Below are 12029 nucleotides of genomic sequence, written 5' to 3'. Positions count from 1 at the left end.
ATTTACGTGATAAGTCCTTCATATTTATAGGTGGTCGTAATGAAAATGAAATGGGTTCCAGAATACAATACTGGTATCGATGTGATTGACGATCAACACAAACGGATTCTTGACTACATCAATGAAATTGATGGCATTGACGCAAATACAGATCGTGATCGTGTAAAACAAATTCTGGAAAACATTATTGATTACACGCAATCACATTTTACCTTCGAAGAATCTTTACAAGAAGAAGCGGGTTATAAATATCGTGTGCCACATAAACGCGTACATGATTTATTTATTAAAAAAATTGAATCTTACCGCGACCGTTTTGAAATGGGGCATGCGATTGAAAATGAATTACATGAAGTGCTTTCAAAATGGCTGATTAACCATATTCAGCACGATGATGCTGATTATGTCGGTGCGGTTAAAGAAAATATGATGGGTATCATCAAAGAAAAAGAAAAGAAAAAAGGCAAAAATTGGTTTGCACGTTTCTTTTCATAACCTCAAAAAATGAAATAAAAACAATTAAAATCTAATAATATTATTTGCGCAGCAAATCACCTTTAAGGTGATTTGCTTTTTGTTTTTGATTTTCAAGGCACAGCAAGGCAAAATAGCGCTAGAATTTTCAAAGGAATTTGTCATGCAGGACAATGCGATGTCGAAATGGTTATCGCCACTGATGGCGTTCTGTTTATCTTTTATCATTATTGCAACTTTAGCACCGGTAACAGGTATTCAAATTGAACGTCAGCTAGATTTCTGGCTGTTGTGGCTAGGTACAATGCTTATTTTAGCTTTACCGCTATGTTATTTGGAAATTGCTTTAGCAAAACGTTCAAAAATTACAGCAGTTCAAGCACTGTCTTCGCTAACACGTGATGCGGATGCTTCACCCAAATGGCGTGTAGTCGGTTGGCTTGCCGTAGTATTTATTCCATTTTTAGCAGGTGCCATGCTTTCAGCCGCGTCGCAATATGTGGCAATTTTTACAGCTAATGGCTTTGCCTATAGCATTATTTTGGCTGTCCTTGCGGTCATTGCATTTGCATTGTCGTTTGTACCACGCCAATTTTTAGTGATTTTGACCGCTATTGGTGTGATTGCTGCAGTGGTCTTGGCGAATGTTATGGGAACGGCATTGCCAGAATGGAAAATGACTACACTCGAATTTAGTGAGTGGGGCAATGCAACTGTCTTGGCGCTCGTAGCAAGTGGTTTGGGGATGGGCTTGTACTGGCAGTCAAGTTTGCCAGCCGTGAAGCAACAAGAGATTGCAAGCAAAACGGTATTTCCAATTTGGATCGCTCAACTCTTGGCAGTGATTGCTTTTGCCTTTTTCGCAGCAAAAGCACAAGTACCTGCTTTAGCACTGGTTGTGGGTTTGGTTGCTGCTTCAGCATTGCTGATTCAAATGGCACGTGAACAATTACAACAACGCCAATTGGCCGTAGTGGTGCAATGGGCGATTTTATTGGTTGCGGTTTTTGTATGGGCACTGAGCACTGTTGTTCCAGTATTTAATATTGCCTTGTTGATTTGGGGCTTAATTATTTGTCTGATTTATGCGATTTTCGCAGGTTGGATTATGAAGATTAGTCATCTACGTAAGTCAATGAACTTCAGTCATGAAACCTTTTATAATATTTGGCGTATTGCCGTACGTATCGTAGTGCCCTTGTCAATAATATTGGCATTGGTGGCTGTGATTGGGCAGTTATTCTAATGACCGCTCAGTTACAAGTATGGGTCGCTTATGCGAGCGTGGAACAGCAGATATTAATTCCGCTGAGCTTTAATCCCGGTATGACGGTTGAAGATGCTATTGTGCAAAGTGGCATTCGAAAACAAGTGGATTTACCAGAAGTATTAACACTAGGAATCTTCGGGGCGCGTGTAAGCGATTCATCTCAGTTACTTGAAGCAGGTGATCGCGTCGAAATCTATCGTGCATTAACCATTAATCCGAAAGATATTCGTCGTAATCGCGCCAAGAAAAATCCCGTCGGCCGTTATTGTCGAGGCAATCGTTTCAAGCAATTGTACTTATAAAAAAAACCCCTAAATTTAGGGGTTTATTTTTATCTTAAAGCGACTATAGTGGTGGCGCAGTTAAAATCGCTTCTTTAGAACCTGGTAAGCCCGGTTGAGACTCTGGAATGGTTTCTAAGCCTTCAATTTTTTGAACGATACCGTTTTGGTCAAAGAAGATTTTTAAGTGTTGACCATGTGCAGCAGGAATCTTGGCTTTTTTAGCATATGTTCCTGGGGTATACTTATAAATGTAGTCCCAACGTAACGGATTCATTGGATCGGCAACAGTTGGACTACCTAGCAAAAAGCGAACTTGTTGGTGGCTCATTCCCACTTGAATTTTAGCCGCTTGTGCTTGAGTTAAAGGTGTACCTTGTGGAATATCAACTTTATAAACGCCCAAGGTTGAACAGCCTACGAGCAATGAAGTGACGAATAACGTCAGCATGATTTTTTGCATTTTGCTAAACTATCCCAAATTAATTATGATGCATTTGATCCAAGGATAGATCATACTGCATCTACACTTTGTTGCATATTCCAACTTTAATTTTGTTGAGAGACCTTTTTTCATGCCTATTTCAAATCAAGATTTACGTAAAGCTGGACTTAAAGTTACACTTCCACGAATTAAAATATTGGAATTGCTTGAAAATTCAAGACAACATCACTTAAGCGCAGAAGATATTTATAAGACTTTACTTGAACAGGGTGAAGATGTGGGTTTAGCAACTGTGTATCGCGTGTTAACACAGTTTGAAGCTGCAGGTATTATTCAACGCCATCATTTTGAAAACAATCATTCTGTTTTTGAGATTATGCAAGAAGATCACCATGACCATATTGTGTGTCAAAACTGCAATAAAGTGGTGGAATTTACTAATGATGTGATTGAGCATGAGCAACATCAAGTGGCAGAAAAATTTGGTTTCCAACTTACAGGTCACTCATTAAATCTTTATGGCTATTGTGATGCGCCTGAATGCCAAGAAGCATATCGTAAAAAATAATCCAATGCGGATGAGAATGAATAAAAAACAGACTTCATATGAAGTCTGTTTTTTATTTCCGAAAGCGTTTAAGCAAAATTAATGTTGACCATCAAAGGTAATATTTGAATTTGCACGCAGTAAATGCTCACCGCCTTCTTCAGACAATTTAATTTGTAGACGCAGGTCGTTCGGTGAATCGGCATGTTTGAGCGCATCTTTGTAGCTAATTTGCTTGGCTTTATAAAGGTCATATAAAGCTTGGTCAAAGGTTTGCATACCCAGTTCACGAGAACGCTTCATCAGGTCTTTAATTTCGTGCACTTCACCCTTACGGATTAAATCTGAAATTAAAGGTGAGTTGATCAAAATCTCAATGGCAGCACGACGTGAATTACCATCAATGGTTGGAATCAATTGCTGCGCAACCATTGCTTTTAAATTCAAAGACAAGTCCATGAACAGTTGACTATGACGATCCGCTTCAAAGAAGTGAATGATACGGTCGATGGCCTGGTTGGCGTTGTTGGCGTGCAGAGTAGCAAAAACCAAGTGACCCGTTTCAGCAAAGGCAATCGCATAGTCCATGGTTTCACGTGAACGAATCTCACCAATCAGAATCACGTCAGGTGCCTGACGTAGCGTATTCTTTAAGGCAACTTCGAAAGAGTCGGTATCAATACCCACTTCACGTTGGGTAATGATACAGCCTCGGTGTTGGTGTACAAATTCAATCGGGTCTTCAATTGTAATGATATGACCTTTGCTATTTTCATTACGATAGCCAATCAAAGATGCCAAAGAGGTTGATTTACCTGTACCCGTTGCACCTACGAAAATGATAATGCCACGCTTGGTCATCGCTAATTCTTTTAAAATCGGCGGTAATTTCAACTCATCCATCGTTGGAATAACGGTTTCGATACGACGCAGCACCATACCTGGCTGGTCACGTTGTTGAAAGGCGCTGACACGAAAACGAGCAGATTTACTGGTATTACTAATGGCAAAGTTACATTCGCGCGTTTCGGCAAATTCCTTACGCTGTTTGTCAGACATAATAGAATGTAAGATTTGACCGACAGTCGGGCCCGGTAGCTTAGTCGAGCCAATTGGCAAAATTTGCCCATTGATCTTAATCGAGGGTTCAACATCGGCTGTAATAAACAAATCCGATGCTTTTTTCTCCACCATATAATCAAGTAAGCCGTTAAAATCCATAACGATCGCCCCAGAAAAATAAAAAAATTACAAGAAAGATTCGGGTTGTTTCGCTGCAGTCCGTGCAGTTTGCGTACTAATAATGCCTTTTGCGACAAGGTTTTTTAAGCTTTGATCGAGTGTGGTCATACCGTAGTTAGCACCCGTTTGAATCGCAGAATACATTTGCGCGACTTTGTTTTCACGAATCAAGTTACGGATCGCAGGAATACCGATCATGATTTCATGCGCAGCCACACGACCGCCACCATTTTTCTTGAGTAGGGTTTGTGAAATTACGGCTTGAAGTGATTCGGATAACATGGCACGAACCATATCTTTTTCTTCAGCAGGGAATACGTCAATCACACGGTCAATGGTTTTTGCGGCAGAGGTTGTATGTAGTGTACCGAAGACCAAGTGACCGGTTTCAGCAGCTGTCAGCGCCAAACGAATGGTTTCAAGGTCACGCATCTCACCGACTAAGATAATATCCGGGTCTTCACGCAGTGCGGAACGAAGTGCTTCGTTAAAGCCGTGCGTATCACGGTGTACTTCACGTTGGTTGACCAAGCATTTTTTTGATTCGTGTACAAATTCGATCGGGTCTTCGACCGTTAAAATATGGTCATAACGGTTGTCGTTAATGTAATCAACCATCGCAGCAAGCGTGGTTGATTTACCCGAACCTGTTGGACCGGTCACCAATACGATGCCACGTGGATATTCACAAATATCTTTGAAGATTTGGCCCATGCCAAGATCTTCAATGGTTAGTACTTTTGAAGGAATGGTACGGAAAACGGCACCAGCACCACGGTTTTGGTTAAATGCGTTCACACGGAAACGAGCCACACCAGGTACTTCAAATGAAAAGTCAGTTTCTAATTTTTCTTCGTAATCACGACGCTGTTTATCGTTCATGATGTCGTAAACCAATTTGTGCACTTCTTTATGTTCAAGAGCAGGTAGGTTGATACGACGAACTTCACCATCCACACGAATCATCGGTGGCATACCAGAAGATAAATGTAAATCCGAAGCGTTATTTTTGGCAGCAAAGGCCAATAGTTCTGTAATGTCCATAAAATCCCCGAGATAAAAATTAAATCTTAATTATTTTGATAGAATAATAAGGCTTTCCCACAGCTTAACCAACACTTAGTTGCAGGGCAATGCAAAAAAAGATGAATGAAATGAGAACCCCGTCAATGAATAAACTTCAAGAAGCACGAAATCAAGTCTTGCAGCAAATTGAGCAGGCTTGCCAACTTGCGGGTCGACCACAGCAGTCGGTTGAATTGTTGGCTGTATCTAAGACGCATCCTACTGAAATGCTAAGAGAAATGTATACAACGGGGCAACGCTCATTTGGTGAAAATTATCTGCAAGAAGCGCTTGAAAAAATTGAGGTTTTGGCAGATTTAGAGATTGAATGGCATTTCATTGGTCATGTACAGCGCAATAAAACCAAACATTTGGCTTCAAACTTTGCTTGGGTGCATGGGGTAGACCGTTTGATTATTGCGGAGCGTTTATCAAGCCAGCGAGAAGCGACTCAAGCGCCTTTGAATATTTGCCTACAAGTCAATATTGACGCGCAAGATACGAAGGATGGCTGTCAGCCGAATGAAGTAGCAGATTTGGTCGCACAGATTTCTACGCTACCGAATTTACGCTTACGTGGACTGATGGTGATTCCTGCTCCAAACAATCCGCAAGCGTTTGCTGATGCCAAAATGCTCTTTGAACACGTCAAAGCACAGCATGCGAAACCTGAAGATTGGGATACATTAAGTATGGGGATGTCAGGCGATATGACTGATGCGATTGCTGCGGGTTCAACGATGGTTCGCGTGGGGACAGCATTGTTTGGCGCACGTGATTATTCAAAATAGGACAGAAGATTCAGCCTGCTTTCAAAAACTAGGCTTATAAAGTGTAAGCACAGCAGATAAATTTTCACAATAGATGAAACCTATGGGTTCAAAGTGAGCCTTTTAATTTGAACTTTCCATTAAAGTTGAGTACAAAATAATCAGGATGTTTTTGATATTGAAGTAATTCACACTTGGACAAATAGGGAAGTTCATGACGGCATATTATCAGTTGATTCAACGCGACGTAGATGCGCAAGGCTGTGTCACGGCACATTACCATTCGACCAATTTAGCACAAGGTGCATGGAATGCACATGAGCAACACATGGCACCAGCTACAGGCATTATTTGTGCTGAATTAGACCGTTTTTCACCACGTCATGATATGCGTATCGGGCGCATTAGCCTCGATATTTTGGGCTTAATTCCTGCTGGCGAGTTTGAAATAATCACGCAAGTGATTCGTCCGGGAAAAACTATTGAACTGATTGAATCTGAAATGCGGGCTCAGGGCAAAACCTGCATTGTGGCACGCACTTGGCGCATGATGACGCAAAATAGCCAGTCCGTGAAAGGTTTGGAGGATGCTGATGTGACTGGGCCAGAAACTGCGCCGATTTGGGACGGTATCCGTCAGTGGCCGGGGGGATATATTCAGTCGATTGAAGCAAGAAGCCATGGGCGCCGTGCAGGTCAAGGCATTGTGTGGCTGAGAACACAGCATGACATGGTTGAAGGTGAGCCGACTGCTGATTTTGTCCGTTTAATGGGCATGGTTGATACCGCCAATGGTATTGTTCCGCGTCAGGATTGGCCATTTGGCTGGGGCTTTCCAAATCTGGATCTACAAATCCATTTGCACCGTTTACCACAGGGACAGTGGTTAGGTCTGGAAACCGTGCAGCAGTATGGAACGGATGGTGTTGGTTTGAGTAGTTCTGTATTGCATGATGTCCATGGCCCATTTGGGCGTAGTGAACAGATTTTAACGCTACGTCCACTCGGGACGTAATGATCTAGAGAATCAAAAATTATAAAGCCTGCTTTAAGCAGGCTTTTTTTAAGATACGATTTGGATGGTGCTTGCACCTGCTCCGACAGGATTGACTTGAATTTGCACAGGGATTCGTTCGTGCATTTCTTGAATGTGAGAAATTAGCACGACTTTACGCCCTTGGTTTTGTAGCTGATCCAGAGCATTCATCACCATGTGCAGACTTGAAGCGTCTAGCGTACCAAATCCTTCGTCAATAAATAGGCTTTCAATTTTTGTTGTACCTGATGCCATGCTCGCAATGGCTAAGGATAAAGCGAGCGCGGTTAAGAAAGACTCACCGCCTGAAAGCGAAGAGACCGAGCGGGTTTCACCATCCATATCATGATCGACAATGGCTAGGCTTAATGAGTTTTCAAGGCGCTTTAAGGTATAGCGCTGTGAAAGCATCGCCAATTGCTGATTGGCATATTCAATTAAAATATCGAGGTTATATTGCTGTGCCAAATCACGGAATTTCTTGCCCGTTGCATCGCCCATTAAGCTCGAAATCTTATTCCAACGATGTTCCTCAGATTGGATCTGTTGAATCTGATCGGTAAATTGCTGCTGTTTTGCTACATTGCGTTGATGTACTTCGAGTTTGAGTTTCACTTCATCACGCTGTTCCATCACTTGGGTTATTTGTTCAACCAAACTTTGTAATTGTGAGAGTAGTGCTTCAAATTCGATTTCAGGCTGCAGCATTAAGTGCTGCTGTAGTTGCTCATCCAATGTTTTCTTAGCAGACTGAGCATCGCTATATGCACGTTCAGCCGAGCTAATTTGCTTTTTCAGTTGCAGCTCTTGCTCATGTGTAATTTCACTGAGCTGCTGTAACAAGGCGTCATTAAAATCAATATGCAGCGCTAACCACTGTTGAATACTCAACGCGGCTGCATTTTGTTGAGTTTGCAACTGTAGTTGCTGTGCTTGATATTTTTGCAGTGTTGCTTGTGCCGTATCAAAGGCTTGGCGTCGCTGCTCAAATTGTTGACGTACCGTATTAAACTGAGTCTGCAGCTGTTGTCGGTTTTGCTCAAACTGTAATAACCATTCATGCGGTTTTTCAACAGTTACTTGAGTCATGGTAAAAATAGCTTGGATTGCAAGATCGCTATTTTGTTTACCTTCTTCTAACAGTGTCGAAATGCGTTTTTCAGTTGCAGCAATATTCTCTAGACTGAATTTACTGCGCTGTTTTGCCTGTTCCAGCTGCTGTGTTATTTGATTCAGCTGAGCATTTAGTTCATTACGTTGTTTTAAGGTGTTAAGACGTTGCTGTAATTGAATATAAATTTCTTCAGCAGCGGTGCGGGTTGACTGCTGCCATGCGTATTTTTCAGTGTCATCCAATAAAGACAAAATAGGTTGAATATTTTGTTCCGCATGCTGTATTTCTGTCAGCTGCTTTGTCGTGTGCTGAATGTATTGAGTCAAAGTATGGCTGTTTTGCTGCGCCTGTTCATGGGTTTTTAAATCAGCTTCTGTTTGCTGCAAAGATTGCTGTGTTTGTGCAATATGATGCGTTATAGCCGTTTCAAGCAAGCTCAAATCTGAGTGCAAATCGTATGGAATATTCAGTGCATTAAGTGATTGCTCAAGCTGGGTTTGGGCATTGCTCTGTTGCGTGCTGATTGAGGTGAGTTGCTGTGCATTGGCTTCAAAGGCAGTGGACTGCTGTGTGCATTTTTTTTGCAGTTGCTGCCACAGATCAAACGTTATTTTTTCCTGCGCTAGTGCTTGCTGTTCCTGCTGTACTTGCAGTTTCAATAGTTCATGGGAAAGCACATCTTGGTTATATGTATAAGGGTGCTCGGTGCTGCCACAGACCAAACATGCTTCACCTGCAACCAGATTTGCTCTGAGCTGTTCAATATTTTCTGCATGCAGTAATCGCTGCTGCTGCAGTAAAGTTTGCAAATTCTCTCGAGCTGCTTTTTGTGCATGAAATTCAGTTTCAGCCATGCTGCATTGCTGCTGATTCTGTGTGAGATCACTTTGCAGTTGGTGCTGGTCTTGCAATTTTTGCTGATGTTCAACATGAATGGCGTGGTAATGCTGCCAATGACTCTTGGTGATATCTAATTGATTGATGCGATTTAATAAGTCTTCACGCGCTGTACGCAAGCCCGTAATTTTCGAGTTAAGTGCTTGGTCTTGCCCAAATTGCTGAATGAGCTGGTCAAGTTGCTGTTGTTTTTGTGCCACTTGTTGCGTGGCTTGAGCGACATCACCATATTGCTGCTCAAATTGCGCATAACTTTGAATAAAACGCTGTAAAGGGCTGAGATGTGCAGACAGTGCTTCATCCAAAATTTGAAAATGTGCTGTTTGCGAGAGTAGGGTATTTTGCTGCGCTATATTTTGTTCTAACTGCTGCTGTACTTGTAACAATTGCTGTTCGGCTTGAAGCAGCGGGGCATGCTGATCTTGCAGTTTTTTGAGTTCATCTTTTACAGCAATTAGCTGATCGCCTAGCACTCGGCGGTCGGCAATTCGCGCACGTACTAAATCAATTTGATCTTGATGATCAACTTCAAATTGGTGCTGCTGTTTTTGCTGTAGATCAAGTTGTTTAAATTGAGTTTTTTCATGATTAAACTTAATTTCAATTGCGCTGAACTGCTGCTGTGCTTGAGCCAATTGAGGCTGCAGCGTTGCTATTTCAGTACTTAAATTCTTGCGTTGAATGATGCTTGGACGGATTGAGGCGAATTTTTCCAGTTGCTGCAATTGCTGCTTCTGCGGCTGCAGTGCATCGAGTTGCTGCTGTTGAATAGCCAAATATTGCTCACGTTGCTGAATATCCGCAATCAGTTTATCTTTGTGTTGAAACCATTGCTGCTGTTTGAGCAATTGCTGCTTTTCACTTTCGAATTTTTGGTAAGACTCTGTATGACTTTGAAAATTCGCCGTGTATAAGGCAAGATCTTCATCCGATAAAATTTCAATATCACCGAGTCGAACTTCCAAAGCCTTACGCTGATTGGTAATTTGCTTGGTTTTTTCAAAGGCCAATTGACCAATTTTCCCGAAAATACTGGAATTGGTTAGATACTCCAATAGCTCGCCACGTTCATTATCACGCGCTTTTAAAAAAGCGGTCACTTCTGACTGAGCCAGTAAAACGGCACGGGTGAACTGTTCAAAACTGAGTTGAGTAATGCGTAAAATTTGGCTCTCAACCGCTTTGGTTTTATCCGCAACAACAGTGCCATCTGTTAAGCATTTCAGTGAGCGCTGTACGCTTTGCAATTTACCGTTTGGGTTTTCACGGGCACGTTTAATTTCCCAACGTGCAGAATAGACTTTTTGGTCTTGAGCAATAAAACTGAGCTCGGCAAAGCCTTGGCCTGTACCACGGCGCAAGACTGTTTGCGGTGAGTTGGTCGGCAGCTCTGAACCATCTACATCGATGAGTTTGCCATCGCTGTCTTTTAAGCGCGGCACACGGTTAAACAGCGCCAAACACATGGCATCTAAAATAGTCGATTTACCAGCACCTGTTTTACCAATAATTGCCACTAAGCCTGCACTTGCTAAGGGTTCAGATTCAAAATCAATAAAATGCTCACCCGCTAAAGATGCCAAGTTTTTAATGCGTATAGATAAAATTTTCATGGCAATTCCTTAAGTGTTCGCATCATCTTCAAGTGATTTTTGTGCTTCATCGACCAAACTTAAAAAATCTTTCATTACGGTGTCATCAGCACCGTAGCCCTGTTTTTCCCAAAGGTTTTGGAATAATTTTTCAGGCGTAGGCGGATCAAGGTTGATTGCGGCTTGCTGCGGATTATTTTGATCTGAATTTAAATAACGGCGGCTGATGCGCACCAAACGATAACGGTTTGGCGCTAGCGCTTCTTCAAATTGCTGTCGTAAATTCGGTGCAGGCGGAGTGTCGGTATGATATTCAATTTCGACATATTCACGCAGATCAATATCTTCAATTTCACCGCTCGGCAAAGCGGATAATTGTGCCAAAACTTCTGGAATTGTGCCTTTGATGCGATGCAATTGCACGCTGCGCGGAATCGCTAAGGACTCTATTTGAAAGCGTGATTCATCGCTTTGAGTCGGGTCAATACTGATATCAAGCACTTGATGCTTATAATTGATTTCACTAAATGACAGGGGAATCGGTGAGCCGCTATAACGGATATGAGTTTGTCCAACTTTTTGCGGTTTATGCAAATGCCCAAGAGCCACGTAGTCAATTACATCATCAAACAGGGCGGTTGAAATTGCTTCTTCATTGCCCATAATAATCGGGCGCTCTGAGTCTGACGTTTCACCGCCTTGCATGTGGGCATGGGACATTAAAATTAAGGCTTGATCTGGAGTTTTACGTGCATTGGCTTCAGCAATTAATTGTTGATGTACATAGGCAATGGCATTTTGACTATTGGTGGTTTGATCATTGAAACCGGTGATCTCGGCAGCACGTAGAAAAGGTAAAGTCAGGCACCATGCCACTACATTTTTGTGTTCATCATAAATCGGTACCAGCAGTCGGTCTAAATCGAGCTGACCTTCGGTATTTTTATGGACCACGCCTACAGCTTTGGCATGGTATTTTTCTAATAAGGGTTCAACTTGTTCAATACGATAGCCTGAGTCATGGTTGCCTGCGATCATCAGGGTTTGCATTTGCGGAGCTCGCTCATGTGCATCTGCTAGAAACTGATACAACTGTTTTTGCGCTCTGGAAGCGGGGTTGATCACATCAAAAACATCGCCTGCAATGAGCAGGGCATGTGGCTGTTTTTGTGCTATTTGTTCAAGCAGCCAATTGAGAAACTGTTCATGTTCGTAGTCACGTGAGTGGTTATAGAAAAATTGTCCTAAATGCCAATCAGAAGTATGAAAAAAACGAACAGTCATGCAAGCCCCAAA

11 protein-coding genes are annotated in these 12029 nt (G+C 42.1%); 6 read left to right on the top strand and 5 right to left on the bottom strand.

What is annotated here, in order from left to right; genetic code table 11:
• Nucleotides 1-39: 39 nt before the first annotated feature.
• The 3 genes from FTV27_RS05370 to FTV27_RS05360 all read left to right on the top strand — a co-directional run bounded on the left by FTV27_RS05370 (nt 40) and on the right by FTV27_RS05360 (nt 2046).
• Nucleotides 40-495, top strand: coding sequence for a bacteriohemerythrin (locus tag FTV27_RS05370; RefSeq protein WP_078190032.1), 456 nt, complete (start codon nt 40-42; stop codon nt 493-495).
• 142 nt (nt 496-637) lie between these two features.
• Nucleotides 638-1720, top strand: coding sequence for a hypothetical protein (locus FTV27_RS05365; protein WP_180077388.1), 1083 nt, complete (start codon nt 638-640; stop codon nt 1718-1720).
• Nucleotides 1720-2046, top strand: a complete 327-nt coding sequence (locus FTV27_RS05360; RefSeq protein ID WP_180077386.1) for an RnfH family protein — start codon at nt 1720-1722, stop codon at nt 2044-2046. The genes FTV27_RS05365 and FTV27_RS05360 overlap by 1 nt, the downstream gene beginning before the upstream one ends.
• 43 nt (nt 2047-2089) lie before the next feature.
• Here FTV27_RS05360 and FTV27_RS05355 read toward each other — a convergent pair whose 3' ends face one another.
• A complete protein-coding gene (locus FTV27_RS05355) occupies nt 2090-2488 on the bottom strand; it encodes an outer membrane protein assembly factor BamE (protein WP_078193102.1) in 399 nt (132 codons plus the stop codon).
• Nucleotides 2489-2600: 112 nt separating this feature from the next.
• Between FTV27_RS05355 and fur the strand changes: the two genes are divergently transcribed.
• Entirely contained in the window at nt 2601-3038 is a 438-nt protein-coding gene (gene fur / locus FTV27_RS05350; RefSeq protein ID WP_078193101.1) for a ferric iron uptake transcriptional regulator, read from the top strand.
• Between the two features lie 78 nt (nt 3039-3116).
• Here the strand turns inward: fur and FTV27_RS05345 are convergent, their stop codons facing one another.
• Nucleotides 3117-4238, bottom strand: coding sequence for a PilT/PilU family type 4a pilus ATPase (locus FTV27_RS05345; RefSeq protein WP_180077385.1), 1122 nt, complete (start codon nt 4236-4238; stop codon nt 3117-3119).
• Nucleotides 4239-4265: 27 nt separating this feature from the next.
• Nucleotides 4266-5303, bottom strand: a complete 1038-nt coding sequence (locus FTV27_RS05340; protein ID WP_078190026.1) for a type IV pilus twitching motility protein PilT — start codon at nt 5301-5303, stop codon at nt 4266-4268.
• Nucleotides 5304-5428: 125 nt separating this feature from the next.
• Here FTV27_RS05340 and FTV27_RS05335 point away from each other — a divergent pair, with 125 nt between their 5' ends.
• Entirely contained in the window at nt 5429-6115 is a 687-nt protein-coding gene (locus tag FTV27_RS05335; protein WP_180077383.1) for a YggS family pyridoxal phosphate-dependent enzyme, read from the top strand.
• A gap of 193 nt (nt 6116-6308) precedes the next feature.
• On the top strand, nt 6309-7109 hold the full coding sequence (locus FTV27_RS05330) for a thioesterase family protein (protein WP_180077381.1): 801 nt from the start codon (nt 6309-6311) through the stop codon (nt 7107-7109).
• A gap of 48 nt (nt 7110-7157) precedes the next feature.
• Here the strand turns inward: FTV27_RS05330 and FTV27_RS05325 are convergent, their stop codons facing one another.
• Nucleotides 7158-10754 (bottom strand): AAA family ATPase, encoded by a 3597-nt coding sequence (locus FTV27_RS05325; RefSeq protein WP_180077379.1) that lies wholly within the window; start codon nt 10752-10754, stop codon nt 7158-7160.
• Between the two features lie 9 nt (nt 10755-10763).
• A complete protein-coding gene (locus tag FTV27_RS05320; protein WP_180077377.1) occupies nt 10764-12017 on the bottom strand; it encodes an exonuclease SbcCD subunit D in 1254 nt (417 codons plus the stop codon).
• Nucleotides 12018-12029: the final 12 nt, after the last annotated feature.

The sequence above is a fragment of the Acinetobacter sp. YH12251 genome, assembly GCF_013417465.1.
Lineage (GTDB): Bacteria > Pseudomonadota > Gammaproteobacteria > Pseudomonadales > Moraxellaceae > Acinetobacter > Acinetobacter amyesii.
This window is presented reverse-complemented; position numbering and strand designations above follow the sequence as displayed.

Coding starts and splice junctions, on each gene's coding strand:
- FTV27_RS05370 (WP_078190032.1), top strand. CDS start 40: ATGAAAATGAAATGGGTTCCAGAATACAATACTGGTATCGATGTGATT.
- FTV27_RS05365 (WP_180077388.1), top strand. CDS start 638: ATGCAGGACAATGCGATGTCGAAATGGTTATCGCCACTGATGGCGTTC.
- FTV27_RS05360 (WP_180077386.1), top strand. CDS start 1,720: ATGACCGCTCAGTTACAAGTATGGGTCGCTTATGCGAGCGTGGAACAG.
- FTV27_RS05355 (WP_078193102.1), bottom strand. CDS start 2,488: ATGCAAAAAATCATGCTGACGTTATTCGTCACTTCATTGCTCGTAGGC.
- fur (WP_078193101.1), top strand. CDS start 2,601: ATGCCTATTTCAAATCAAGATTTACGTAAAGCTGGACTTAAAGTTACA.
- FTV27_RS05345 (WP_180077385.1), bottom strand. CDS start 4,238: ATGGATTTTAACGGCTTACTTGATTATATGGTGGAGAAAAAAGCATCG.
- FTV27_RS05340 (WP_078190026.1), bottom strand. CDS start 5,303: ATGGACATTACAGAACTATTGGCCTTTGCTGCCAAAAATAACGCTTCG.
- FTV27_RS05335 (WP_180077383.1), top strand. CDS start 5,429: ATGAATAAACTTCAAGAAGCACGAAATCAAGTCTTGCAGCAAATTGAG.
- FTV27_RS05330 (WP_180077381.1), top strand. CDS start 6,309: ATGACGGCATATTATCAGTTGATTCAACGCGACGTAGATGCGCAAGGC.
- FTV27_RS05325 (WP_180077379.1), bottom strand. CDS start 10,754: ATGAAAATTTTATCTATACGCATTAAAAACTTGGCATCTTTAGCGGGT.
- FTV27_RS05320 (WP_180077377.1), bottom strand. CDS start 12,017: ATGACTGTTCGTTTTTTTCATACTTCTGATTGGCATTTAGGACAATTT.